The organism is Mastigocladopsis repens PCC 10914 (assembly GCF_000315565.1).
Taxonomy (GTDB): Bacteria; Cyanobacteriota; Cyanobacteriia; order Cyanobacteriales; family Nostocaceae; genus Mastigocladopsis; species Mastigocladopsis repens.
On record NZ_JH992901.1, the window covers coordinates 1,982,017 to 2,006,239 of the forward strand.

A 24,223-nucleotide genomic window follows, 5' to 3' on the forward strand; every position below is an offset into this window, starting at 1 on the left:
TTTTAGGTTGTTTTAGCAACAAAGTTAGATAGCCAGTTCATGAGATTGAGTTCGTGTAAGATAATTTGCCGCGCTTCGGCGATCGCATCTTTTGCCGCATACCAAGCGTCAGGGGTAGCAGTGACTTCTTGAATGTAGGCAATGCCTTTTTCATCCAAGCTGGGTAATCGCAAAAAACTACCTGGTGGTAATAATTTATCGGCAGCAGGTCCTCCATAGTAAATTGGCAAGCACCATGCTAGCAATGCATCCCAAAGTTTTTCACTCACATACCAATTATTTTCGGCATAGTTTTCAATTGCCAGATTGTAATAGTATGGTGCCATGCCATACCATTTATTGCCGAGTTCTCCCGATGTTTTTGCCCCTGCGGGTAAGCCGCGTCCATACAAATCAAACTTAACTTCACTTGTTTGTAAAGCCTGCAAAAACTGTAACCGCTGGCGATGGTTGGCTGTACGGCTAATACCAGAGGTAATCCAACTGCAAGGGGCTACCTTTTCGGGCGGTCGCATTTCATTTAATTCGCGAAACGAGTTGCTATGATACCAAATAGCAGGCATGTAGTTGGGAGTGGGAGCAAAATCATCCGGACCTGATACGTAACCGCAATACTTTTTGGCTTGTTGATAATTCTGTTTACTTATTTCAACCACTTCATCTAATGGTGGTTCTCGCAGGAGATAAATCACCTGTTCTTTGGGAACTCCGCGCAAGAGAGAGTTGATGTTTAATTCTGATTTTTGAGATTGTTTGCGAAAAGGTTTCCACCAACTTTTCTGCTGGGGAGCAGCAGGAAAGTCAAATTGATACATGAGCAGAAAATCTGGCTTTGGTGCTGTTGCTTGCATTTGTATGTTGCGCCAGACACCAAATTGTTCGGGGGTTTGTTGCCACAGCCAGTCGGCTTTTTTCTCAAGACCGCGATAGCTGCTGATCATACCAATAGTTTTTATGCTCATTTTAGTCAATAGTTATTAGTCATTAGTCATTACTCACCCTATCTCCCCAAATTTTATGCAACGATTTGCGGACGCAGAGATTCGTCTACGTAACTGAGAATTTTGGCAGCGCGATTTTCCCAAGAAAATTGCTTGACAAAATCAGTTGTATCTGAATAACCTTCGATTTTGCGGGGATGAGTTTTTAGTACCTGTGCTACTGCTGTTGCAAATTGGCTGGGGTTATCTGGCTCACACCAAGCGGCGATCGCCTTCGTATTCTTAAACTCGATTAATGAGGGTATTTCCGTCGCTACAATCGGAGTCCCAGAGGCAAAGTAGTCAAACAATTTGAGGGGAGAGGTGAAAGTTGCTGCATTTCCTGAACAATGGGGGTGAGCCAATATATCGGCGGCTTGCAGCAAAGATGCTAAATCTTCGTGTAAGATGTAGCCCAAAAATGTCATGTTGTTAACCTGTTTTTCTTTGGCTAATTGCCGATAATGTGCAACTTCTTTCTCATCACCGCCTGCACAGACGAATTGAATATTTGGCATTGCACCTGCAACATCAATTAGCACATTAATGCCTTTAAATTGTCGTAGCGCTCCCGCATAGACTACTAGATGTGAGCGTCCATCTACCAGTAGTTTTTTGCGCCATTCTGCTGCTTTCTCCGGCTGTCTCATCATAAACAAGCGATTGTAGCCATTGTGTAGCTTAATCAATTTTTCCGGTGGCATTCCATGTTGGATCATAGTTTCTCGGACTGTATCAGCAACTGTTACAGCAACTTGAAACAGCGGACTATTAACTATTTCTGGTTCAAATGGCTTGTCTTCGTGATGATGGTGTTCGTAAATTGCTGGAACTCCATTTTTAACAGCAGCTTTTACAAAGTTCCAGTCACGGCTATGGACAAGTTTGGTTTTAGGTAGTATGTGAAAAGGCAAATAATACTTTGAGGCGATTGTGTTAGAGTTTGTAATTTTGCTTGGAAAAGAGTCAATAGGCCAAGGCATAGGTAGAGGAGCAACTTTTAGTTTGTCTTGAAGGTTATAATATTTCACCAGAGGTTCTGGTGTTTTTCTGGGTCGAAAAGGAAGAAGCAAATCAATTGGGTTGAACGCTGCTAATCCTTTATAGAGATACACCAAAATTGTTGAATAACCTAAGTTTGCGGCGGCATTGGCCGAATTTGTAGACTGAACTAAGTGAGCTTCTGGTTTAGGTAACTCATCTCCAATAAAAAAAATATAATCTGTTTTAGATGCAGGTTTTTTCATAATTTTAGACTTTAACGCTATCCTCAAAATGCTCTAATTTATCAAGTAGGTTCATCGCATAGTGATAAGCTTCTGAAAGGATTTGGTTTCGTCTTTGAGGCGTGTCTACTAAATTATCAGCAAGGGAACGAAGGGAGTCAATCATGGGTTTAAGACCGGTTCTAAACTCCTCAGATATGACCTTCAAAGCTTCAGGCTGAGGAGTGACCCCGTTCTTTTCTTCTGTAGCTGAAAAAGATTGCCAGTTTGTCTGTAGGTTAACAATATCGTCAAAAATATCTACAGTATTGAGAATTTTCAAGGCTGATTTGTAAGATTGTTCTATTAATTCCTGTCGCTCTTGGGAATTGTCTTCCATGTTGTCCAGTAACAAGCGCAAAAAACCTAGCATAGAGTCAAGCCGCGTGCGAATTTCGTGAGAAATGCGGATTAAGCTTTGCTTGCGTTTTTTGGCTACTGCTGTCTTGTGGGCAAATTGCATTGCGTACAGGCGCGAGTAGAAACCGCCTTTTCGTAAAAGTTCTTCATGATTTCCGACCTCTACCACTCGTCCTTGATCCAATACGGCGATTTGATCGGCTTTTTGTACTGTGGAAAGGCGGTGAGCAATCACCAAGGTTGTGCGATCGCGACTAAGCTCATCAAGTGCTCCTTGGACTAGGCGTTCGGAAACAGTATCTAAGGCGCTGGTTGCTTCGTCTAAGATGAGAATTTCTGGGTCTTGTAGCAAAGCACGCGCTATGGCAAGGCGTTGTCTTTGTCCTCCAGACAACATCACACCGCGATCGCCAATAAGGGTATCAAATCCCTGCGGTAATTTGCTAATAAATTCATAAGCATTTGCCCGCTTTGCTGCTAGGATAATTTCTTCGTGTGTAGCTTCAGGTTGCCCATAAGCAATGTTATACTGCACCGAGTTATTAAACAAAAAAGTATCTTGACTAACAATTCCCATTGCCTTTCGCAGGGATGTCAAATCAAAATCGCGTAAATCGACGTCGTCGATAGTAATACTGCCAGATGTGGGGTCGTAAAATCTGGGTAAGAGGTCTGCTAGTGTAGATTTACCTGCACCAGAACTTCCTACCAACGCTAGTGTTGTACCGCGCGGTATGTATAAATCTACATCTTTTATGACCGACTTATCATGACCAGGGTACGCAAAGGAAACCCAGTTAAAATGTACACCCTTGTGTAGTTTTGAGTAGCCCAGTTTACCGTTTGGCATGATCGGCTTATTATCACGCCGTAAAAAATCAGCCGCAATATCCACACTCGTAGCGGAAGCGGCAAAGCTACTGCGAAGAGAATTTAACTGAGAAATAAATGGCAACAGTCGCAGGAGCACTAATAAATATGTGAGTAAAACAGCAGATAGAGAGGCTACCTGGTCTGCAAAAAAGGTGCGTCCCAGAAACACAATCAACATTAACGTGACAATGCCAGTTAACTCACTAACAGGGGTAATGAGTTCTGTGTAAACCTGAGATTGAAAATCTGCTTGTTCGCGATCGCGAATGAGTTTTTTTATCTTTAAATATTCTCTTTGTTCATTTCCTGTTGCCTTTACCAAGCGAATCCCCATCAGTGTTTCTAAAACAGTGATGGAGTACATCTTAGACATCTCAGACAACATCTTGCCAAAATTTCTTGAACGGGAAATTGCGAACTGGTTTATCAACGTAACCAAAGATAGTAAAACTGTAGTAGCAATTGTTAACTGCCAAGAAATTGACATCAACAACCCTACAAAAACTAAAATTGTAATTGAAATAATAACTAATTTAATTAAACTACTTATAGCGCTAGCAGCACGGGCTACTTCTCCACCAAGACGGTTGATTAAATCACCAACTTGCATCTTGGTATAATAATCTAAATCAACATCTAATAATATCTTTAAACCAGCTTCGCGCATATCCCCGGTTAATATACGCGAGAGAGAACTTGATACCAACGTACTAGCGTAACTAGCGGCATTTTTTAAAAAAATTGTGAATACAATTGCTCCAGCCATGACTAATAAGCGGTAATTTTCTGGAACATTATCAAAAGGTTCCATGATGCCTTGAAGAATGGCTGGCGCACCATCAAAATTGACTTCTTGTCCGACAATTTTGAGAACTACTGGTACAATCAGGGCTGTACCTACACCATTAAATAAAGCTCCAGAAAAACCCAAAATGATTGTCAGCAAAATCCACCAAGGATAGGGTTTGGCAAATCTGAGCAGTACCGGATTGGTGAAGATGGAGCGTTTTAACTTAGATTGTTTATCAATTAACATATGCAATAATTTATTGCCGCTACTGAAAATTATGCCTAAATCTTAATTCCGGTAATGACTTGAGATAGCGTAGATGCCATTGTCTCTACACTATAATGTTTTACACATCTTTCTCTGGCTCTATTGCCTCGCTCGTTTGCTGCCTCTAAATTCTCAAATATCAATTGTATTTTCTCGGCAATTTGCTCTGGACAACCTGGGTCAACAAGATAACCAGTATCTCCTAAAATTTCTGGAATATCACCAACTTTAGTTGATAAAACAGGTTTAGCCATTGCCATACCATCGGTTAACTTCAGGGGAAATTGGGCGTGAGCGATGATCGTATCTCGCTGGGGAACAACTACAATGTGTGCAGCTGCTACAATCTCTGGCATGACTTCCACAGGAGACTTTGGCAACTTGATAATCCAACGTCCCCATTGCTGAATGAGTCTATCATCATAGTCATCGTAAGGACTGCCACCAACGATCACAAGTCTCAAATCTGGCTGATTGAGTAAATCTAACGCCATTAAGACATCTTCAACCCCCTTATGACGTCGTGGTGCTCCTGGAAACATAAGAATTCGATACTTAGAAAGACCATAACGCTCTCTACTTTTCTCAGGGTTATATTTACTAGGATCAAACATTACAGTATCCTTGCCGTTAGGCACATAGACACCGCCAAAGCGTTGTTTGAGAAAGTCAGTATCTATCGTTAGCGCATCTGCTTTTGCCACCACGCTTTCCATCCAGCTTAAATACAGCGGATGATCAGGAAATCTCAAGGCACCATTCTTCTTGAAAACGTCGCGATACAATTGCTTGGGATTGGGACGATACTTCCAGTTCATTCCCCCATACCAACTCAGTTCCCAATCATCCATATCTAAAAGTAAAGGACGACGGCTGCGGAATTTCCCCAAAAGAGACACCCCAAAACTCGTAGGTTTAGGTTTTACTGCGTAAATAATATCTCCATCTAGTTTTTGCAACAGCTTCCGAGTTGATATTAAAAACTCAGGATAGTTTGTCCCTGGAACGGAAACAACTGGAATTCCAGAAGGAGGAATTGCATATAGTTCTTTTCCGTAAAGAAAACCGACAATTTCTACCTGGTAATTAAGGCTTTTAAGTACTTGAGCAAGTAAAAATGCCCGGACGCTTCCGCCTCCTGCTAGGTCGCTAACAACTAATGAAACTTTGGCTGTCATTGCTATTTCACTTGCTTGTTGTACATAAGTCTAATTTCTTATTGACCGCTCATATAACTTTGGTTCTCTGGTTTTTGCCAGTTGGTTAATTTACCAATAAACGATAAAACTTTTTTGGAGCGTGGTCCCCTGTCTTTTTCATAGAGTAAGAAGCTAGGAATTATTAACCTGGCGATGTAAATGAGTTTGAGGATAAAGGTGTTATTAATCCTAATTTTGTTATTATCTAATAGATAAAAAGGAGGATGCAGCATTGTCATTAGTCTGTCAAAATTCTTTTTATCCTTTTCCCGAATTGCTTCTCTCAGCAAAAAACTAATACCCACTTGGGATAAGGGAATTAACTCTGGGTGCTTGCCGCACACAGTCTCGTAGAACATAATGTAATAATTTTTCATATAAGACCAATTATTAGTTCTATTCGACTGATGTTTTGTATAGTAAGCTCCCACCATAGGAGCGTAGACAAAATTGACACCAGCTAAAAGCAAATCCAAGGTAAAATCTCTATCTTGGAGAGCTTTAAGCCGTTCATCGAACATTTTTTTCTGGAAAATACTTCTATGCATTAACAAGCATTGCTGAAGGACGGGAAAAGGGGAATCAACCAAAAAATCAGGAATGAGTAATCGCTGAATCAATTGCTCTGTCGTCAAAGAACCAACAATATTTTCTACCCTTTTCGTAATATTTCCTTCTTTGTCTAGAAAGACCCGTTCATAATCTGTATAAAATAAAGTATTTTCACCTTCTGACCCATTTAAATGGCTTAATTGGAATCTAATTTTATCTTCGTGAATCCAGTCATCTCCATCTAAAAATTGAATCCACTTGCCTTTTGCCTGTCTAAAGCCAAAGTTACGAGCTGAGGAGACGCCGCCATTTTCTTTATAAAAGAAACTGACTCGTGAATCGAGACTAAGCAACTCCTGAGCTACCTCTTTAGTATTATCCTTAGAGCCATCATCTACGATAATGCATTCAAGGTCAGTGAATGTTTGCGAAAGTACGCTTTTAACCGAGCGTTCTAGGTAGCTCGCTTGATTAAAACAGGTGACAACTATAGAGACAAGTGGAGTCATGGGTCAAACTCTCTTACGTTGGAGAAAGTCATGATTGCTACTGGTAAGAGACCAGAAACAGCTTAATTATAGATTGAGAATTCGTTGATACACCAAAGAAACCTTAGCTATTGACTGACACAACAGTGTAAATACTCTATTATTTGCTGGCAATAGTCGGCGTTGTCACTGAGATTTGGGCACGTTCTAGATAAAACTTCAGCAGTGCTGTATATATGCGATTAATTGAAGGCATTTGATATGGTAGTCTTGAACTCCAGATAACTGCGAAAGGATTGGGTTCCCAAACGACCATGTTTCCCTGTGCGTCATAGCTGTAATCAAAAGCCATGTAATCGAAACCTAATGCCTTGCGTGCCTGTTGCAATTTTTGATGATTGGGGTCTTCGCCACTGAAATAAGCAATATCTTCAGCTATGGTTGCTTCATTAACGACGCGGTTCTTGTCACGCACTTCCCAAGCTTGAGAAACCATCAATGGACCTGGAATTCCCTCATCAGCGATCGCAAAGTAGCGATACTTACGATACAGACCATCCTTTCCCTTGGTATCAATAAATTCTACTGCAATGGGAGCCAATAATTTCTCAAAAGGTACGTTTTGCAGTTCATCAGGATGTTTTATGAAAAAGGTTTTGCTACCATGAACGTAGTCTTCGCGGATAAAAAAGGGAGTTGATAATCCTCCTAGCGTTTTTTTGAAATCTTCTGGCTCGGTAATTGGCACCGTTTCAGCAGTACGAATACCTACACTGCGAATTATTCGTGCTGCAACTGATTTAACTGAGTTGGAAAGTTTATCAACGGGATTAATAACGGGAATATTGTGTTCCAGACACTTTACTTCTAATTCCTTGGCATATTGATAAATATGAGGAAATCGTTCTTTCAGAGGGTCTTGCAGCCAAGGTAAGAATAGAGCATAGCGATCCCAGTTGGTAATTTGACAAGGAAGATAATGGAGTTCAAACAGATTTGCCGCTTCAGGACAATGTTGACTGACCCAATAAAGAAAGTAGTCATTGTATGTTGACTGGTGATCGCTTTGCCGGACAATCAGGATACGCTTTGGATAACGGATGTTGTTGACAAGCTCTTTAACTGTTTGACGGAGTTGATTGTACATTTTTAGTTAAATAAAAAATTTGTAATCACAATAGCAACAAAGACAATCTTTAATTACTCATCCTTTAATCAGAACAACAAATATGTTCAAAGATTGAAAAATGATTAAATTTAGCAGGTTGTAGTAAATTTGATACTGAAACTTTTAGGTAGATAAAAAAATCAAAACAAACAAAATAAATCTAACTTTATATTTGCTGTTCGTCCCAGAGCAATTTTACTGATAAATTGATAACAATAGTACTTATGAGCAATAAAATTTCAGTATAATTACGGTTTTAAATGAACATTATTGTATCAGATATCTACTTATGAGGGAGACAAAGGAAATGCAGGTCATCCGTTTAGCAGCACTTTCAGATAATTACATCTTTGTGCTGCACGATCCCAAGCAAAATGTTGCTGCTGTTGTCGATCCAGCCGAGGCGGAACCAGTTTTGCAGAAACTCAAAGAATTAAAGGCTGAGTTGGTGGCGATTTTTAACACGCACCATCATCAAGATCATGTGGGAGGGAACCGCCAACTCATTGAGCAATTCCCTCAATTAACAGTGTATGGTGGATCGGCAGATAAGGGGAGAATACCAGGACAGCAGGTATTTTTACAACAAGGCGATCGCGTCCAATTTGCAGATAGAACAGCTGAGGTTATCTTCGTTCCTGGACATACCCGCGCTCATATTGCCTATTATTTTCCTCCACAGAACCCAGGTGAAACGGGTGAGTTATTCTGCGGCGATACCCTGTTTGCTGGTGGTTGCGGTCGTTTATTTGAAGGGACACCAACACAAATGGTAGATTCATTAAGCAAACTCCGCTCATTACCTGACCATACCCGTGTCTGGTGTGCTCACGAATACACTCTAAAAAATTTGCAATTCGCCCTCACTGTAGATGCACAAAACGCCGACTTACAAACCCGTTATCATGAGGTGAAGGCGTCCCGGAGTCGGCAAGAAGCCACAGTTCCCTCGCTTTTAGGGGTGGAAAAGCGCACAAATCCCTTTTTACGTTGGGATCAGCCAGCATTACAATTAGCTGCCAACAGTCGCGACGCAGCGCAAACCTTTGCACGGGTACGAGGAATGAAAGATAAGTTTTAGATGTTCAGACGTGCCATGGCACGTCTGGACAAAAGAGTGCGTTGATTTTCTTACTCTTAACAGTTGCCATTGCCCCTACATTTCGCTATGATTTGTAAGTTTCGGGCTATACGCAGAGCTGCTTGAGATACAGCTACACTCATGTGAACTAGCCGGCTGTTGCCCAAGCAATTAAGATTTTAGAGAAAGCAGAGAACAACGAACAACGATGGCGAAACGCATACAGTTAGTTTTAACTCAGGATGTTAGCAAGCTAGGGAAATCTGGCGACTTGGTAGAAGTTGCTCCTGGCTATGCTCGTAACTACTTAATTCCCCAAAGTTTGGCAACTCGTGCCACTCCTGGTATTCTCAAGCAAGTCGAACGTCGTCGCGAGTTAGAACGCCAGCGGCAGTTAGAATTGAAGCAACAAGCTCAAGAGCAAAAAGCAGCTTTGGAAAAAGTTGAAAGCTACCAAATTGCCAAACAGGCTGGTGAAGCCGAATCTATTTTCGGTACAGTCACTACCCAAGACGTGGCAGATGTCATTCAACAAACCACAGGACTGGAAGTGGATCGGCGTGGTATTACCATACCCGATATTGGCAACTTAGGCACTTATGAGGCTGAAATTAAGCTGTATTCTGATGTAACAGCAAAAGTTAGTATTCAAGTTGTAGCTAGCTAAAAATTCTACTCAGCTGAAGCCTGGTGCAAAGTGCGGGGACAGATAGACACAGATAAATCTTACATATCTGTGTCTATCTGTATTTATCTGTGATTCATTTTTGTAGTAAGGACTTTAGTCCTTGCTTTAGCGGAGAGGACTAAAGTCCTCACTACTAACTTCCATACGATTATTTAACTAGACAGGATATTAACTAGACAGGATATTATTTCTTGGTGTCCTCGCGGTTTGTGTTCATCCAAACCGCAGATAAAGTCTCCACATCTATCTCCTTTGTCTCACCCTCGTCGGTATTTTTAAACAGCACTGTAAACGCACCTGCGCCCAACCTATCCTGAGGAAACATCCGATAACAAGGCACAGAAGTTAAATGCGATTGATAATTTTGTAAATGACTAATCTCCACCGCTTGAAACTCAGGAAACCTTTCCAAAAACCATTCACAAACTTCCTCATTTTCCTCAGGAGAATAGGTGCAAGTCATATAAGCAAGGTATCCTTGTGGTGAAACAATCTGAGCAGAATTAGCTATGATCCTCTTTTGCCGATTTGCACTCTTATTAATAACAGTCGGATGAAAACATCCTGGTGCTTTCTCCCCTTTAGCAAGTAAAGATTGCCCAGTACAAGGGGCATCCACTATAACTACATCACTAGATAAAGGTATCCTTTCAGCGAAAATACTAGAATCTTTATTAACTACACCACAGGGGCTAATATGACAGCGCTTTAAATTAGAAATTAACATTCCTAAGCGTTTGCCAATGACTTCATTACTTATTAGCAATTCAGGCTGCAAGCCTTTCCAAGCAAAGACACTCTTCCCTCCTGGTGCGGCACACATATCAAAAACTAACTTGACAGGGCTAGAAATTGTTAACAAAATAGAAGCTGCAAACACAGAAGAAAAATCTAAGCAATAAAAATATCCCTGCTCGTGCAGGCGATTTTGACCAGGTTTTTCTCCAAGTGATAAACGGTCTATGAATTGTGGTTGCCAAGCTGTTGGTGTTTCTACAGAAAAGGGAGAAAATTCCGGCTTTTCTTGACACCACAGAATGCAGGGATGGAAAGGTTTAGGATGAATTAAAGCCTCAACAAATTTCTCTTGTTCATCTAAGTTTTTAAACAAACGGCGCGAAAGTTTAAATAATAAATTAGAAGCTTTCTCCATAAAATTTTATAAATATAGCGGTTTTTTATTGAATGCATTAAAGTTGGAGATTCTCTTGTGAGACGGGCAAGATGCCCGTCCTGGATTAAGGGCAGCCAAGATACCTACCCCACAAGAACTGTATTCAATACAACTGAGAACCGCTATAAGGGCAAATACAAGCTAATAAGTATAATAAACGCTTTCAATCTTCATGCCGATGTTGCCATGCTGCACCAAAAGCCGCCCCAGCCCCAACTATCAAACCCGTACTCATTCCCTTTATAGTTCTAGTCGTTTGGTCTAGGGTCAGACATTCATTCGTCACTGCAGTGGCATGCAAACACGAATTCCCCTCTGCCCAACTTGTGGTACCTCCTACAATAACACCAGCCAAACTACAGGAAACAACAAGGAGCAAAAGGCGTTTAGTTTTTATATCTTTAGGCAGTTGCATAAAGTTTTGCGAATGGTTAAGTAGTCAACAACTACTTTACACATCCTTGTCGATTTTGTCAGGAGCCTCGTGCCCTTAAATTTACATTAATGGGGCTTAAGCTCAAAAGCGACAAGTTCTAATAATTAATGCCCAATGACGGCGATGCTCCCTCCAGGAGTAGTGCGATCGCCCCTAACCCATATAGTAAAAGTCAATGGCAAGAGTTGTGATGTAATTTACTCTAAGCAGGGGGCGATCGCCCAATCGCTACAAAAACTATTGTTATCACTCAATCCGCAAGTTAAAGGGTAAACGAGCATACATACCTTGTGGATCGTTCATTTTTTGCAGTATTGCTAATTCCTGTTGCAGTTTTTGGAATTCAGGTATCAGCGAATCTGGTGCTTTGAGTCGCGCTTCATCAACCCCCAATGCAGTCCGAACTTCTTCAGTGACCCGTCCGAATAGGCTTTCTCCAAAGGTACTTGCTCTAGGATATTCTTGCAATTCCCAATTGTCTCCCAAATTTGCCGCCTGCGCCGCGTATTTAATGGCAGCATCCAAACCGCCAATTTCATCCACTAAACCTAAGCCCTTTGCTGCTGTACCTGACCAAACTCGTCCTTGAGCAATCTCAGCCACTTTTTGCTCGCTTAGTTTCCGACCTTGTGCCACTTTATTCAGAAATAGATTGTAGATGCGGTTAACACTGCGCTGGTATATTGCTAATTCTTCAGGTGATTTGGGACGAGCAAGCGTTTGATTATCAGCATAGCGGGCTGTTTTCACCGAATCCCAAGTAATACCGTTGTTATTAGCTAGCTTTTGGGCATTAATTAGCACGCCAAAGACACCTATCGAACCTGTAATTGTATTTGGTTCAGCAAAAATCCGTTTGGAGTCTGTCGCAATCCAATAGCCTCCAGAGGCAGCGATATCACCCATCGACACGACAACTGGTTTGTCTCGTTCAGTTAGCCGCACTTCGCGTTGTATTACTTCAGAACCTGTCACACTACCACCTGGGCTGTTGATCCGCAAGACGACAGCCTTAACATCTTTATCCTGTCGCAGTCGCCGGAAGATTTTTGCAAAACGCTCTCCTCCTACATCTCCATCTTCTCCTGAACCATCGACAATTTCACCTTCTGCATAAACTACCGCAATTTTATTTTCCGAGTCGCGTTCTACTCCTAAGGAATTCCCAGGAACTCCCGCATAATCGCTGAGGCTGATTTGACGAAATGTTTTATCTTCCTTATCGCTGTTAGTCAATTTTTTAAGGTCCGTAACCACCTGATCGAAATACGCTACCTTATCCACTAAACGATTGGCTTTGCTTTGATCTGCCAGCAGCAAAGCTTGACTATCTGCGATCGCCTGCAACTGTTGCGGCTTTATTTTGCGACTTGCTCCCACCGTAGCACGCCACTCTCCCCAAACATCATTTAACAATTGCTGAGTTTGTGCCCGGTTTTCTGGACTTAGCTTTGTCAGTATATAAGGTTCAACTGCTCCTTTGAACTTGCCGACCCGTACAACCTGAACGCCAATACCGTACTTCTGAAATGCTCCTGCTAAAAACATTGGTTGCGTGCTAAAACCGTTAATTTCTACTGCTCCCAACGGATTAACGACAATGCTATCAGCGACCGAACTTAAGTAATATTCTCTTTCTCCCCAGTCCATACCGTAAGCCACAATCTTTTTCCTAGCAGTGCGGAACTTCTCCAACGCCTGACGGACTTCCTTGAGACTGGCAAAGCCTGAAGTTTTCCCTTCTGTAGAGCGACTTGCATCCAGGTAGATACCGACAATTCGTTTGTCACGCCGTGCTTTTTCCAAAGCATTCAAAACGGTGCGGAGTGACATCCTTTTGTTTTCTTCACCTGATAATGCGTTCTGAAGCATTTCGCTAGAACTTGGCTCTCCATCTGTGATGTTTGTGGACAGGTCAAAAACCAGCACTGACTGATCTTTCACAACAGGACCCCCATCTTTGGATGAGCCTAGTGCAAATAGCAACAATAACAGTCCTGTTGTTCCCAGACCACAGAAAATGAACAGACCCAGTAGGCTTCCGAGTAAGCTGGCAAAAGTTTGTTTGAGAAAATTAGGCATATTTGTTAATAGCTATTAGTCATTAGTCATTAGTCATTAGTCCTAAGTGCTTGGACTTAGGAAGTGAGGACTAATGACTTCACCCTGTATCTTCTTGATATTTCCACTTTAATCCACTCAATTTCTCACACCTGTCCCCCAAAGAGCTAAAAACTGAGGGTTCTTATCAAAAAGAACTCAGAACTCAGAATCCAGAAATCAGAATAAATATAAGAATTTTAAAGATTGATAAAGGGTTTGAGTTCTGGGTGTTCTGTTTAATTTCTCCTCCCTTTACTGGAGAAACCGATACTACAAACTTTTCACTCTTCTAAAAGTCCATCCTCTGAGGGGTGGAGTCATTCTGAGTTCTGAGTTCTGCATTCTGATTCCTTTTTCATCATTATATTCTCTGTAAACTTTTTGAACAGTTTAGTTGTTCTAGTGTAGCGTTACCAGTGCAAAATAACACAGTGGTGATTTCGGCAATTAACATTTCAGCTAAATCGTAAACAGCGGCTTCTGAAAGAGCAGCCGCTTGTAAAAAAGGCATTGCTAAACCAGCAATATCTGCTCCTAGTGCCAACGCTTTTGCAATGTCCAATCCATGACGCAGCCCGCCCGAGGCAATTAAAGGCACATCAGGAGCGATCGCACGAATACTAGTAATACACTCCGCCGTTGGCAAACCCCAGTCTGCAAATGTCCTTCCCAAACGGCGTTGTAGGGTACTTTCTGCCCGTTCGCTTTCCACCTTTGCCCAAGACGTCCCACCAGCACCAGCCACGTCAATCGCCTTGACTCCAGCGGCGATGAGTTTCTCTGCCATTGCTGAGGAAATACCATTGCCTACTTCTTTGACAATGACAGGTACAGTTAATTTAAAGCATAAATTAGCTATTTTGTCAAGCAATCCCTTGAAATTTTTATCACCTCTAGGTTGAATACATTCTTGTAGCGGGTTGAGGTGCAAAATTAAGGCATCAGCTTCTACGATATCAATTATCCGCAAACACTCATCCAAACCGTAATTATAGTTCAGTTGGACTGCACCCAAATTGGCAAACAACAGAACATCAGGGGCGTACTTGCGAACGGCAAAGGTATCAGCAACTTGGGGTTTTTCCACTGCCACACGTTGCGAACCAACACCCATTGCTATTTTATAATGCTGGGCAACTTCTGCAAGACGATAATTAATGATTCCCGCCTGTTCCGTTCCTCCAGTCATAGAAGAAATCAGCAGTGGTGCGCCAAGCTGTTTCCCCAAAAAGGTCGTACTAATGTCAATCTCATCAAGGTTGAGTTCGGGTAAGCAACAATGGGTAAAACGGTAGCGTTCCAGTCCATTTGTGGTTTGATGGAATTGCACATCTTCTTCTAAGCAGATGCGGATGTGGTCGGCTTTGCGTGACTGGGTTGCTGCTGGAGTTGTAGGATTCACGATGGAGTATAACTGAAAGCGGTTGCGATTACCATTTTCTCAGTCTCAGGCATTCTTTAGATGTGGGTGCAAGTCTTTTACTTACCTAAAATAAGCAAATTACCAGTGCCGGAATTTATAAACTTACAGTTAACAGTTGGGCAAGTGTTTTCTTGGCTCAAGTTGGGATTAAAGTAGTCTCACAACATGATCAAACCCAGCCTCACACCAACAGCAACAGCTTCTGTGCGCGTTGAGACACTCAGCTTTTGAAAAATAGATGAAACATGAAACTTAACAGTATGCTCAGAGATATTTAAACGTTTGGCGATCGCCTTATTACCCAATCCAGAACTAAGCATATCTAAAACTTCTATTTCTCGTGGTGTTAGTGCTTGCACAGGATTCGCCGTCTCTTTTTCCCGCACACTCGACTCTTTGAGAGGAAGCAGAGACTCGATAGTATCAGAGTGGAATACCACCAGTCCAGCGGCGATCGCCTCAACAGCCGCGACAATTTCTGACTCTGTGCTGGTATTTGGCAATATGCCGCGTACACCAGCACGCAGGGCTGCTTCAAAGTCTATACTATCGACATCAGCAAGAACAATAATTGCAAATGGGTATTGCTGCTGTTGTGAGGAAAGCAATTCCCAGACGAATTCCTGAAAGTTGTCACTCACATCCAGCAGCACAACATCGGGTTGTAATTGCTCAAATTCCCTTGTAAATGCATCCAAATCTGATGCACTGCCTACGACTGTCAGTTTGGAACTGGTTGTCACGACAGCTGACAATCCAGCCCGCACTACTGGGGAAGCAGCAACTACAAACACACGAATCATACCACCTCCGCCACCTGACAAACTAATTGCCGTCCGCCTCGCAGAATCTGCAACGGTAGTGGTTCGCTGTTGTCGATGCGCTCAAGATAGTTGTTTAAATCATTAAGTCTGGTAAAATTTTGTCCTGAGACTCCCATGAGGACATCACCGACAAGCACACCAGCAGCTTCAGCAGCGCTTCCAGAATTGACAGATAACACTAATAAACCCAAGCTGCGTTTGTTTTGTAGAGACGTGTTGTGGCTGTTGTTTACAGACGCGCCATGGCGCGTCTCTACATACACAGGTTGCACAGTGACACCAAGCTTTTGACGATTTCCCCGCAAAAAACCTTCTACAGCAAGGCTTGGTATCGCCACACCCAAACCGTTGACAATCATGGTGTTAATCCCGATGACTCGCCCTAGACAGTCAGCAAGTGGACCACCAGAATTGCCAGGAAACAGCTGAATATCAGCCATAATTGTACGTTGATGATTCGCGTGAATAATCCCGCTTGTTAGAGCACCGCTATCACCAAGAGGATTTCCGACAGCCAAAACGAATTCTCCCACACGTAAAGCATCCGAATTGCCGATAGTTGCAGTCGGTAAGTCAGTTGCGTCAATTTTGAGAGATGCTAAATCTTTTGTGGGGTCTATATTGGTACGAACAGCTTTAAATACCCGTCCATCCCACAGTTCCACAGTTGCTCGGTTGTTGGTAGCAACATGAGCATTCGTGATAATTAGACCGTCTGGTTGCCAAATAACGCCAGAACCACCTCCATAAGAGCTACTACGCACTTTTACAGTCACTTTGCGTAGATTTTCAGCTAGTGTAGCCAATTCATTAGTGAAGCGTGTCATTGTTGCAATATTCATGTTCCGATGAGTGAATTTTGAATTGGTATTACTCTTGTGGTGCTGATTTTTCGCCAATTACTATTGCTAACTCAACTAACGCCCCACCTCGGATTACCTGCACTTTGACAGTTTTGCCAACGCGATCGCCACTGTTCAAAAGCGCCAACACATCACCCGTATCATTTACAGGAGTCCCATCAAAAGTGACCAATACATCCCCAATCAGCACGCCAGCATTGTCAGCCGGTCCATTTGACTCTACATTAACGACAATGACTCCACCAGCAGAAGTTAAATTGAGTGCTGTTTTCAAGTTCTTTGGTAAGCGTACGGGTTGCATCCCTAAACCCAAATAGCCGCGTGCAATGTGTCCTTTTGCCAACAGCTGATCAACCACCCGATTAACTGTAGAAGCTGGGATAGTAATAGCCGTACCGCGCCGCCCCGATGTATTCATACCTACCACATAACCAGCAGCATCTACGAGTGGTCCACCTGCAAAGCCAGGGTAAAGCGTGATGTCTGGACGGATGAACTGGTCTATATTACCACCGCTCATACTTCGCCAAGTACCACTGACAACACTTACAATACCCATAGCTGCTCGAATGTCACCTTCGTGACTTCTTCCTAATCCCAGAACCAGATGACCAACTTTGAGTGTTTTGGCGTCACCTATTTTTGCCACAGGTATGTCTGCATTTTCGATTTTGAAGACAGCGATATCGGTGCTAGAGTCGTGCCCTATGAGTGTGACTGGTACGGTACTACTATTTGATAGGGTGATTGTGATTTCGTCATAGCGCTGGAGTGACTCGTCAGAAGTGACGATAATCCCGTTGCGCCAGTGGATACCGCTAGGGGAAATCCGCGTACCAGCATTTATGGCGACAACAGCACCTCCAACTTGCTCTACAGTGTCAGCTAAATTGTTGGACAAAGCCAATAAGGCATTAGACGTATCGAATCCAGGTGACGACATTCTATTTCTCCGCTTCTTGATGGAAAAATTAGGAGTAACTTTTCCGTATGTTGCGATCGTGCCGTTTTATCTATATAGATGGCATCAGAAGAATGGGGAGAATTCACCCTGGAAATATGGCTAGGTGAGAAGTAGGGATGCAGAGATAAAATACTTCCTCTTACGTTTTAATACATCTATTTTTAGGGGGGTAGAGTCTCGTACAGCTTATATCTTAGGGTTCTATAAAGTTCTTAAGAAATTTTCTAACCTAAATTGTAGAGTTCAATTAACTACAGGGAAAAGATTTTTATGACAACCAACGTTTCTGGTGATATCAACAAAGGTGATATCAACAAGGGTAGCAATAACTCGCTCTGGATTGGCGTTCTCCTCACTGTCCTGGGTGTTGCAGCAGTTGCTGTGCCTAGAGTCACAACAATCTTCGCTGAAACTTGGATTGCTTTGATGCTGATTTCTGCTGGAGCTGCTAAAGCGGGCTACGCGTTTCAAACTCGCGAGCAGGGAGGCTTTATTTGGAAACTCCTGCTGAGTATTCTCTATTTTGCAACGGGCGTCATGCTATTTGTGAATCCTTTTACAGGAGTTATCACACTGACTCTATTGTTAGGTAGCTTTCTGCTGACAGAAGGTGTATTTGAGCTTATTCTGGCATTCCGGTTACGTCCACAACAAAACTGGACTTGGGCGTTGGGTAATGGTGTTACTACCCTGCTTTTGGGCGCAATGATTTGGTTCCAGTGGCCCTTCAATGCTCCTTGGGTGATTGGAACATTGGTTGGTGTCAGCATTCTCTTCACCGGTATTTCCCGCGTGATGCTGTCATTAAATCATCGTTCTACCCTCAATCCTTCTGACTCTGTAGCATAGGTAGAGTTTTAAGCCTAGCTTTTGTCAATTCCATGGTTGCATTAAATGCAAAGGTTTATTTGTGACAATTTCATGCTTGTAGAGACGCGCCATGGCGCGTCTCTACATAAGTTATTGAGCTTCCACCACACCACGAAACATATTTATTCCACACGTAAATTGATATTCTCCTGGTTTTTGAGGTGTAAACTCGACTGATCACAACTAAAATCTGTGACAAAATAATCTTATTGTCCTATAGCCAATGCGATCGGCTACGACCTATGATTTCTACCATCAAGCGCCGCTACAGTTTGGATGAATATCGCGCGCTCGAAGAAAAAGCGGAAGGACGCAGCGAATATCGAGATGGAGAAATTATACCCATGCCCGGAGGAACGCTTAAACACAGCCGCATCGGTCGGAACATTTTGACTTATCTTACCTCTGTGCTGCGCGATACTCAATTTGAGCCAATCAACAGCGATTTGCGGCTGTGGATTCCTGAACATCAACGCGGAGTATATCCAGACGTGATGGTTTTTGATGGCGAACCGCAACTGAATAATGAGCGCTTAGATGAAGTATTGAATCCTATTTTAATTGTTGAAGTACTATCTCCTTCCACCGCAGATTACGACCGACAGAATAAATTTCGGATATATCGATCAATTCCTAGTTTTAGGGAATATTTATTAGTTGAGCAAGATGAACCTTTTGTCGAACGTTATAGCAAGCAAACCCAAGGTTGGTTACTCAGTGAATTTAACGGCTTGGAGGGAGCTATTTCCCTAGAGTCAGTTGGGATGGAATTGCCAATGGCGGAAATTTATCGCGGTGTTGTTTTTAAGTAAAATAGTTTTGGCTGAAAAAAGTGATCAGCTTTTTCGATTATTCATCGTTAATTTTGCATAACCACTTATATGGCTAACCCCTCATGCAACGCCATAATCCGTATACTGCCTTTTATATGGAGGCTGCAATCCCAAAACAATGTCATCTTTTGGAACACCCATCTTAACTAACTCCTCAGCAGGATTTTGATCTGTTAAGTTCTGTTGAAGCCATATTTTTCCGTTTTTAATGTCAAAATGAATCACACATCGATAAACGCGATCAAATTGTTGCCAACCTACATTCATCCACTGATAATGATCTCGCTCTGTATCAAAGATGAGTTGATTCTCCACATCATCTGAAACATCGTCATTAGCATAACGAGTAAGCAAGGTCTGAATGTACTCTCGATATTTAGCTATTTTATCCATTGCACAATCACCTCATTCACTGGGTCGTAGACAACTAACAAAACTTGATATTTTTTTACTGCTGTCTGCGTAAACTCAAATTGAAAGAAAGTTCGATAAGTATCTACTGGAACTGCCAAATATAATACTCGCTCTGACTCCGTCGCTTCCAATGCTAGGCGATAGCTGAGGAATTGACCTAAAGCAGCGTAGAAATCTGTAATTGCAGAAGGATTCAGAAAGCTCTTAATCTCGACTGCAATTTTTTCACCTGCTCTCTCGGCTGCAACCAGTCTTTCTGCACCCAAGTCAACCTGAAAGTTGACGTTACCAAATTTAAATTTGAGTGGATCATCTGTAATTATCCACTGTTCTTTTTGTAAAGCTTGCTTAACTGCTTCGTGAAAGATGTCTTTTGCAGACACAGATTAAAATTAATATAGTTATACACTTGTGATCGTACTCTTTTTGCTGAACAAGAGATTATGGTGCGTTGTCGCAAAGCGCAACACACCTTACAGGAGGGATGCGATCGCTATGAATGACTAACCTCCTATACTTCACCGCCAATCCAGCATTTCTTCAACCGTCAAACTAATGTCACCTGCAATCTGTCGTAGTAACCTTGGTGATATGTCTCGACCTTTGTGAAAAGGGACTGTTGTTCCTCGCCCATCTTCGTGACGAAATTGTTTGTGTGAACCTTTCTGACGCACTTCCACAAACCCAAGTTTTTCCAATATTCGTACAACTTCTTGCGGTTTGAGAATAGGAACATTACTCATGCTCTATTGAACCACAATCTGTTGTGTACCTACAAATTCTGTCTCGAATACAAGTTCTTCATCTTCCAAAAGCATCTCAATCACTTCACGCAGATTTTCCTGTAACTCATCCAAAGTTTCTCCCTGAGAATGTGCTCCAGGAAAACCAGGAACATAGCCTACATAGAGTTTGGTCTCGGAATCTCGCTCAACGATCGCAGTGAAGGTTTTCATAAGATTTGTCAGCAACAATGCTTTCTAAAGCATAATCTGGCAGTAGCTTGTCTGTCAGCTTTAGCTTACAGTTCTCCCGTGTTGGCATGATCGCTAGCCCTAACCAGTCTTGAGGATTTGGAGTTATGTTTAAGCAATCGCTAGCCTCAAACTGAAACTTGCTGCAAGAGGGGCGATGGCACGGAGTGCCCGCCAGAGGCGATGCTCCCAAAGGGAGCCGCCCAAAGGGCGATGCTCCCAAAGGGAGCCGCCCAAAGGGCGATGCTCCCAAAGGGAGCCGCCCAAAGGGCGATGCTCCCAAAGGGAGCCGCCCAAAGGGCGATCGCTTTCTGATAAGAATATTTACTGGAAGAACGACACGCACAGCGTTAGGCCTCCGGGTTATTACGCAGGTTACTCAAGCAAGCATTATGCTGGTTTGGTTCCATCTATAATTTTGTAAGAGCCAGGACAAGGGTGTTATTTATTGATGCGCGGCATATTTATCGTCAGGTTGACCACGTCCATTGGGATTTTAGCAAACAACAGGTTGAGTTTATCACTAACTAATCCCATACATTGTAGAGACTTTCCGGCGGAACGTCTCTACCAATTGCCAACACTCACAAACTGAGAGCAATTATGGTTCAGACAAAACCTATATCAAAAACAATCACCAGCTTACTTGACCTCCGAGAAAGATTTAATCTGACTCCAACAACCAATGAGCAATTCTCCTCAGAGTTTACGCAAGACTTACCCGAACTAACCGACTCTGAAATAGCCACGTTAAACCAAATCAGAAACCGATTTCTGCGCCATAGAGAACGCGGTTCCTTAGCCGAAGGAACAATCAATCATTTAGTCATCTCCCCCTTATTAACCCTAGCCAGTTTATACGACGAACCCTTCTTCATCACCGCAGAACCCGAAGTCGAAATTCTCCTAGAAAACAGAGACGAATTGCTGCGAGGACGCATCGACACCCTAATTATTCAACAGCAACTCTGGGTATTAGTTGTCGAATCCAAATCAACCATCGCTTTCTCCATCGCCTTACCCCAAGCCCTCACCTACATGATGGGAAACCCCAACCCAGAACGCGCCGTCTATGGATTAATCACAAATGGCGATGAATTCCAATTTATTAAACTCTTGATTCAACATAACCCTCAATACGACTTATCTAATATTTTCTCCCTACTTCTCCCCCACCGCAATCAACTTTATGACATCATGCGTGTTCTCAAACAAATTAGACAAATTATGCTGCAAAACTGAGAAGATTGTTATCAACACCGCGCCCCTAATTACAATTGTGGCAGTATTACGCTTAACACTTAACCGAGAAATATTTTCACATAAAGACTGTTTTGCCAATTCAGATTTTGGCAAGAATTGCTTAGGCAGCCGCTTCATCAGTAATCAATCCCGTGATTAACTTACCACGCAGATAAGCTTTCAGCAGAAAAGCTCAAAGAACTGTTTCCTCAAGAAGAAATCGACTTTTTAGTTGAAATTGCTAATGCTTTGAGTGACACCTCGTGGGGTGCTATTGGTAAAGCAGTCTTAGGTCTTTTTTCTAAACATTTGGGTGAAAAATTTCTCTTGTTCTTACAACAGCGAGGACTGAAGCAGGAAGATGTCCAAGCAATTCAAGAGATGGATGTAGACAGGGAGTTAATTTTTGAATTACCACAACTGCTGGCACAAGATTTAAATGCGGCAATGTCCCAACCAAATGCACCAGAAAGAATAGTCCTGGTTTTTGATACTCATGAGGCATTTTGGGGTGTGGAGGAACGAGGTGTTCTTCAAGGTGAGCGCTATTTTGCTGAAGATGAATGGTTACGGCATTTTCTTACAGAGTTGGAACTCTCATCTGGCATAGTAACAGTCGTTGCCGGAAGAGAATTACCGAAATGGGATAAATCTCATAAATTTCCCATTCCTCAAGATTGCCTTGATGCTCAGTCTGTTTATCATCTTTCACCGACTGACGCTAATAAGTATTTACAATTAGCAGGAATTGAGGATGCAACTCAAAAACAAAGTATTATTAACTACTCGCTAGATGCTTCAGGTCAGGTACATCCCTTTTTACTGGGTTTGTGTGCCGATGTCGTACTGCTTTCTGCACCATCTCAAGTGCTTCCTACGTTTGATTTAACAACCAGCTTTGAGGAGAAAGCGTCTCAACTCATTAACCGCTTGCTGAGTTACGTAGATCGAAAAATTGCTTATGCCGTTCACGCCCTGAGTGCTTGTCGGGCATTCAATTTTTCAATTTATGAATACTTAGGTCAGAAATTACGCTTTGACACTGTCAAGCCCGCGTTTGATATTCTTACAGAGTTTTCCTTTGTTTGGGAGGCGCAGCAACGGGGTCAGAATTGGTATCGTATCCATGATTTGGTTCGACGCTTAGATTACGAATCAAATCAGGAAGAAATTAAAACAATTCATCAGCAGGCACATACAGAGTTAGAAACGTACTACCGCCAGCTTGGAGAAGTGGCAGAAGCGATTTATCATGCTAATCGCTTAGATTGGCAACGGGGTGTGAATGAGTGGGTAGAAAAGTTTGAGGAAGCTTTAAAGCAGAGTCGCTATGAGCAATGTCGCAGTTTATTAGAAGTTAGAAACGAGTTAATAATTCAAAGCATTTTTCAGTTAGGAAGAGTTTCATATGCTGAAGGTGATTACTTTGTCACATTATCTCTATATCAGGAAGCAGAACAGGAATATTTGGAAGCGATCGCTGCTTACGATCTACAACTGCGCCTGACTCCCGATGATACTGTAACTCACAACAACAAGGGGCTTGCGCTAGAAAGTTTGGCAAACCTACAGTCGAGCTTATCGCAGCACACACAAGCACTCTCTAGGTACGAGCAAGCGATTGCATCCTACGATACTGCTCTGACATATGCTCTCAATTACGTGGATGCTCACAACAACAAAGGGAATGCGCTACAAAGATTGGCAGACCTACACTCGAGCTTATCGCAGCACACACAAGCACTCTCTAGGTACGAGCAAGCCATTGCATCCTACGATACTGCTCTGACACTTGCTCCCAATTACGTGTATGCTCACAACAACAAAGGGCTTGCGCTACAAAGATTGGCAGACCTACACTCGAGCTTATCGCAGCACACACAAGCACTGACTACGTACGAGCAAGCGATTGCATCCTACGATACTGCTCTGACACTTGCTCCCAATTACGTCTATGCTCACAACAACAAGGGGGTTGCGCTACGGAAGTTGGGTAACTTACTTAAAGACTTATCTCATGATGATCAAGCCCTCCAGTGTTACCAAGCAGCATTGGTGTCATTTAACCGGTCATTAGATATCGCCCCAAATGATGACAAAATTCGGGATTTGAAAGAGCAGATGCAAAAACTGCTTTCAAGCTGACCCAAAATCATTTTAGGAGGAGCTTAAAGCTGTTTCTAAAGAATTGTAACCATAAACGAGTTCGCTGATTCTGAGTGAGTTGGCGCAGACGATCGCCATAACTGCTCACTGCATCAGGAAAATAGATCAAGTCGATTTCAATAAGCATTTAAGCATATTGCTTTCTCATTATGCTTAAATGCTTTCTCAAAATGCCTAATTGCTTTCTCATTTCAGTAGATTTAGCAAACAAAAAGGCATATTGCTT

Annotated in this window: 25 protein-coding genes; 7 read left to right on the forward strand and 18 right to left on the reverse strand. The window is 42.4% G+C overall.

Annotation, left to right across the window (positions count from 1 at the left end; all coding sequences use genetic code 11):
• Positions 1-2: 2 nt before the first annotated feature.
• The 6 genes from MAS10914_RS0110895 to MAS10914_RS0110920 all read right to left on the reverse strand — a co-directional run bounded on the left by MAS10914_RS0110895 (position 3) and on the right by MAS10914_RS0110920 (position 7,921).
• Positions 3-962, reverse strand: coding sequence for a glycosyltransferase family 10 domain-containing protein (locus MAS10914_RS0110895; protein ID WP_017315967.1), 960 nt, complete (start codon positions 960-962; stop codon positions 3-5).
• A 53-nt stretch (positions 963-1,015) separates the two neighbouring features.
• Positions 1,016-2,227 carry a glycosyltransferase family 4 protein gene (locus tag MAS10914_RS0110900; RefSeq protein WP_017315968.1) on the reverse strand — a complete coding sequence of 404 codons (1,212 nt, stop codon included), beginning with the start codon at positions 2,225-2,227 and terminating at the stop codon, positions 1,016-1,018.
• Positions 2,228-2,231: 4 nt separating this feature from the next.
• Positions 2,232-4,514, reverse strand: a complete 2,283-nt coding sequence (locus tag MAS10914_RS0110905) for an ATP-binding cassette domain-containing protein (RefSeq protein ID WP_017315969.1) — start codon at positions 4,512-4,514, stop codon at positions 2,232-2,234.
• Between the two features lie 35 nt (positions 4,515-4,549).
• Positions 4,550-5,713: a glycosyltransferase family 4 protein gene (locus MAS10914_RS0110910; protein ID WP_017315970.1), complete on the reverse strand. Its 1,164-nt coding sequence runs from the start codon at positions 5,711-5,713 to the stop codon at positions 4,550-4,552.
• A 38-nt stretch (positions 5,714-5,751) separates the two neighbouring features.
• Positions 5,752-6,795 carry a glycosyltransferase family 2 protein gene (locus tag MAS10914_RS0110915; protein WP_017315971.1) on the reverse strand — a complete coding sequence of 348 codons (1,044 nt, stop codon included), beginning with the start codon at positions 6,793-6,795 and terminating at the stop codon, positions 5,752-5,754.
• Positions 6,796-6,934: 139 nt separating this feature from the next.
• Positions 6,935-7,921, reverse strand: coding sequence for a hypothetical protein (locus MAS10914_RS0110920; protein WP_017315972.1), 987 nt, complete (start codon positions 7,919-7,921; stop codon positions 6,935-6,937).
• A gap of 328 nt (positions 7,922-8,249) precedes the next feature.
• On the opposite strand from MAS10914_RS0110920, the gene gloB reads away from it, so the two are divergent.
• Positions 8,250-9,023 (forward strand): hydroxyacylglutathione hydrolase, encoded by a 774-nt coding sequence (gloB, locus tag MAS10914_RS0110925; RefSeq protein ID WP_017315973.1) that lies wholly within the window; start codon positions 8,250-8,252, stop codon positions 9,021-9,023.
• A gap of 208 nt (positions 9,024-9,231) precedes the next feature.
• Positions 9,232-9,690 carry a 50S ribosomal protein L9 gene (gene rplI, locus MAS10914_RS0110930; protein ID WP_017315974.1) on the forward strand — a complete coding sequence of 153 codons (459 nt, stop codon included), beginning with the start codon at positions 9,232-9,234 and terminating at the stop codon, positions 9,688-9,690.
• A 205-nt stretch (positions 9,691-9,895) separates the two neighbouring features.
• Here rplI and MAS10914_RS0110935 read toward each other — a convergent pair whose 3' ends face one another.
• A complete protein-coding gene (locus tag MAS10914_RS0110935) occupies positions 9,896-10,864 on the reverse strand; it encodes an RsmB/NOP family class I SAM-dependent RNA methyltransferase (RefSeq protein WP_017315975.1) in 969 nt (322 codons plus the stop codon).
• A gap of 184 nt (positions 10,865-11,048) precedes the next feature.
• Positions 11,049-11,300, reverse strand: coding sequence for a hypothetical protein (locus MAS10914_RS0110940; RefSeq protein WP_017315976.1), 252 nt, complete (start codon positions 11,298-11,300; stop codon positions 11,049-11,051).
• Positions 11,301-11,435: 135 nt separating this feature from the next.
• Here MAS10914_RS0110940 and MAS10914_RS34085 point away from each other — a divergent pair, with 135 nt between their 5' ends.
• A complete protein-coding gene (locus MAS10914_RS34085) occupies positions 11,436-11,594 on the forward strand; it encodes a hypothetical protein (protein ID WP_156818130.1) in 159 nt (52 codons plus the stop codon).
• Here MAS10914_RS34085 and sppA read toward each other — a convergent pair.
• From sppA to MAS10914_RS0110965, 5 genes are all read right to left on the reverse strand, one after another.
• Positions 11,568-13,403 (reverse strand): signal peptide peptidase SppA, encoded by a 1,836-nt coding sequence (sppA, locus tag MAS10914_RS0110945; protein ID WP_017315977.1) that lies wholly within the window; start codon positions 13,401-13,403, stop codon positions 11,568-11,570. The two genes, MAS10914_RS34085 and sppA, sit on opposite strands and share 27 nt — an antisense overlap.
• A 382-nt stretch (positions 13,404-13,785) precedes the next feature.
• On the reverse strand, positions 13,786-14,826 hold the full coding sequence (gene fni, locus MAS10914_RS0110950) for a type 2 isopentenyl-diphosphate Delta-isomerase (protein WP_017315978.1): 1,041 nt from the start codon (positions 14,824-14,826) through the stop codon (positions 13,786-13,788).
• Positions 14,827-15,005: 179 nt separating this feature from the next.
• Positions 15,006-15,650: a response regulator transcription factor gene (locus tag MAS10914_RS0110955; protein ID WP_017315979.1), complete on the reverse strand. Its 645-nt coding sequence runs from the start codon at positions 15,648-15,650 to the stop codon at positions 15,006-15,008.
• Positions 15,647-16,513 (reverse strand): S1C family serine protease, encoded by an 867-nt coding sequence (locus MAS10914_RS0110960; RefSeq protein WP_017315980.1) that lies wholly within the window; start codon positions 16,511-16,513, stop codon positions 15,647-15,649. Before MAS10914_RS0110960 ends, MAS10914_RS0110955 begins: the two co-directional genes overlap by 4 nt.
• A gap of 28 nt (positions 16,514-16,541) precedes the next feature.
• Positions 16,542-17,477, reverse strand: a complete 936-nt coding sequence (locus MAS10914_RS0110965) for a S1C family serine protease (RefSeq protein WP_017315981.1) — start codon at positions 17,475-17,477, stop codon at positions 16,542-16,544.
• A 291-nt stretch (positions 17,478-17,768) separates the two neighbouring features.
• Here MAS10914_RS0110965 and MAS10914_RS0110970 point away from each other — a divergent pair, with 291 nt between their 5' ends.
• Both MAS10914_RS0110970 and MAS10914_RS0110975 read left to right on the forward strand, forming a co-directional pair.
• Positions 17,769-18,347, forward strand: a complete 579-nt coding sequence (locus MAS10914_RS0110970) for an HdeD family acid-resistance protein (protein WP_017315982.1) — start codon at positions 17,769-17,771, stop codon at positions 18,345-18,347.
• Between the two features lie 263 nt (positions 18,348-18,610).
• Positions 18,611-19,180: a Uma2 family endonuclease gene (locus MAS10914_RS0110975; protein WP_017315983.1), complete on the forward strand. Its 570-nt coding sequence runs from the start codon at positions 18,611-18,613 to the stop codon at positions 19,178-19,180.
• Positions 19,181-19,261: 81 nt separating this feature from the next.
• Here the strand turns inward: MAS10914_RS0110975 and MAS10914_RS0110980 are convergent, their stop codons facing one another.
• The 5 genes from MAS10914_RS0110980 to MAS10914_RS34095 form a co-directional block, all read right to left on the reverse strand.
• Positions 19,262-19,594: a XisI protein gene (locus MAS10914_RS0110980; protein WP_017315984.1), complete on the reverse strand. Its 333-nt coding sequence runs from the start codon at positions 19,592-19,594 to the stop codon at positions 19,262-19,264.
• Positions 19,582-19,998, reverse strand: a complete 417-nt coding sequence (locus MAS10914_RS0110985) for a XisH family protein (RefSeq protein ID WP_017315985.1) — start codon at positions 19,996-19,998, stop codon at positions 19,582-19,584. The genes MAS10914_RS0110980 and MAS10914_RS0110985 overlap by 13 nt, the downstream gene beginning before the upstream one ends.
• A 135-nt stretch (positions 19,999-20,133) precedes the next feature.
• Positions 20,134-20,358: a type II toxin-antitoxin system HicA family toxin gene (locus MAS10914_RS0110990; protein ID WP_017315986.1), complete on the reverse strand. Its 225-nt coding sequence runs from the start codon at positions 20,356-20,358 to the stop codon at positions 20,134-20,136.
• A 3-nt stretch (positions 20,359-20,361) separates the two neighbouring features.
• Positions 20,362-20,571 (reverse strand): type II toxin-antitoxin system HicB family antitoxin, encoded by a 210-nt coding sequence (locus MAS10914_RS0110995; RefSeq protein ID WP_017315987.1) that lies wholly within the window; start codon positions 20,569-20,571, stop codon positions 20,362-20,364.
• Positions 20,546-20,935 (reverse strand): hypothetical protein, encoded by a 390-nt coding sequence (locus tag MAS10914_RS34095; RefSeq protein WP_156818131.1) that lies wholly within the window; start codon positions 20,933-20,935, stop codon positions 20,546-20,548. Before MAS10914_RS34095 ends, MAS10914_RS0110995 begins: the two co-directional genes overlap by 26 nt.
• 257 nt (positions 20,936-21,192) lie before the next feature.
• On the opposite strand from MAS10914_RS34095, the gene MAS10914_RS0111005 reads away from it, so the two are divergent.
• Entirely contained in the window at positions 21,193-21,831 is a 639-nt protein-coding gene (locus MAS10914_RS0111005; RefSeq protein ID WP_017315989.1) for a hypothetical protein, read from the forward strand.
• Positions 21,832-22,080: 249 nt separating this feature from the next.
• Positions 22,081-23,976: a tetratricopeptide repeat protein gene (locus MAS10914_RS32075; RefSeq protein ID WP_051151120.1), complete on the forward strand. Its 1,896-nt coding sequence runs from the start codon at positions 22,081-22,083 to the stop codon at positions 23,974-23,976.
• The last annotated feature ends 247 nt before the right edge of the window (positions 23,977-24,223 follow it).

Coding starts and splice junctions, on each gene's coding strand:
- sppA (WP_017315977.1), bottom strand. CDS start 13,403: ATGCCTAATTTTCTCAAACAAACTTTTGCCAGCTTACTCGGAAGCCTA.
- MAS10914_RS0110915 (WP_017315971.1), bottom strand. CDS start 6,795: ATGACTCCACTTGTCTCTATAGTTGTCACCTGTTTTAATCAAGCGAGC.
- MAS10914_RS0110905 (WP_017315969.1), bottom strand. CDS start 4,514: ATGTTAATTGATAAACAATCTAAGTTAAAACGCTCCATCTTCACCAAT.
- gloB (WP_017315973.1), top strand. CDS start 8,250: ATGCAGGTCATCCGTTTAGCAGCACTTTCAGATAATTACATCTTTGTG.
- MAS10914_RS34085 (WP_156818130.1), top strand. CDS start 11,436: ATGACGGCGATGCTCCCTCCAGGAGTAGTGCGATCGCCCCTAACCCAT.
- MAS10914_RS0110980 (WP_017315984.1), bottom strand. CDS start 19,594: ATGGATAAAATAGCTAAATATCGAGAGTACATTCAGACCTTGCTTACT.
- MAS10914_RS0110920 (WP_017315972.1), bottom strand. CDS start 7,921: ATGTACAATCAACTCCGTCAAACAGTTAAAGAGCTTGTCAACAACATC.
- MAS10914_RS0110990 (WP_017315986.1), bottom strand. CDS start 20,358: ATGAGTAATGTTCCTATTCTCAAACCGCAAGAAGTTGTACGAATATTG.
- MAS10914_RS0110910 (WP_017315970.1), bottom strand. CDS start 5,713: ATGACAGCCAAAGTTTCATTAGTTGTTAGCGACCTAGCAGGAGGCGGA.
- MAS10914_RS0110960 (WP_017315980.1), bottom strand. CDS start 16,513: ATGAATATTGCAACAATGACACGCTTCACTAATGAATTGGCTACACTA.
- MAS10914_RS0110965 (WP_017315981.1), bottom strand. CDS start 17,477: ATGTCGTCACCTGGATTCGATACGTCTAATGCCTTATTGGCTTTGTCC.
- MAS10914_RS0110995 (WP_017315987.1), bottom strand. CDS start 20,571: ATGAAAACCTTCACTGCGATCGTTGAGCGAGATTCCGAGACCAAACTC.
- MAS10914_RS0110970 (WP_017315982.1), top strand. CDS start 17,769: ATGACAACCAACGTTTCTGGTGATATCAACAAAGGTGATATCAACAAG.
- MAS10914_RS0110975 (WP_017315983.1), top strand. CDS start 18,611: ATGATTTCTACCATCAAGCGCCGCTACAGTTTGGATGAATATCGCGCG.
- MAS10914_RS0110895 (WP_017315967.1), bottom strand. CDS start 962: ATGAGCATAAAAACTATTGGTATGATCAGCAGCTATCGCGGTCTTGAG.
- MAS10914_RS0111005 (WP_017315989.1), top strand. CDS start 21,193: ATGGTTCAGACAAAACCTATATCAAAAACAATCACCAGCTTACTTGAC.
- rplI (WP_017315974.1), top strand. CDS start 9,232: ATGGCGAAACGCATACAGTTAGTTTTAACTCAGGATGTTAGCAAGCTA.
- MAS10914_RS0110955 (WP_017315979.1), bottom strand. CDS start 15,650: ATGATTCGTGTGTTTGTAGTTGCTGCTTCCCCAGTAGTGCGGGCTGGA.
- MAS10914_RS0110940 (WP_017315976.1), bottom strand. CDS start 11,300: ATGCAACTGCCTAAAGATATAAAAACTAAACGCCTTTTGCTCCTTGTT.
- MAS10914_RS0110900 (WP_017315968.1), bottom strand. CDS start 2,227: ATGAAAAAACCTGCATCTAAAACAGATTATATTTTTTTTATTGGAGAT.
- MAS10914_RS0110935 (WP_017315975.1), bottom strand. CDS start 10,864: ATGGAGAAAGCTTCTAATTTATTATTTAAACTTTCGCGCCGTTTGTTT.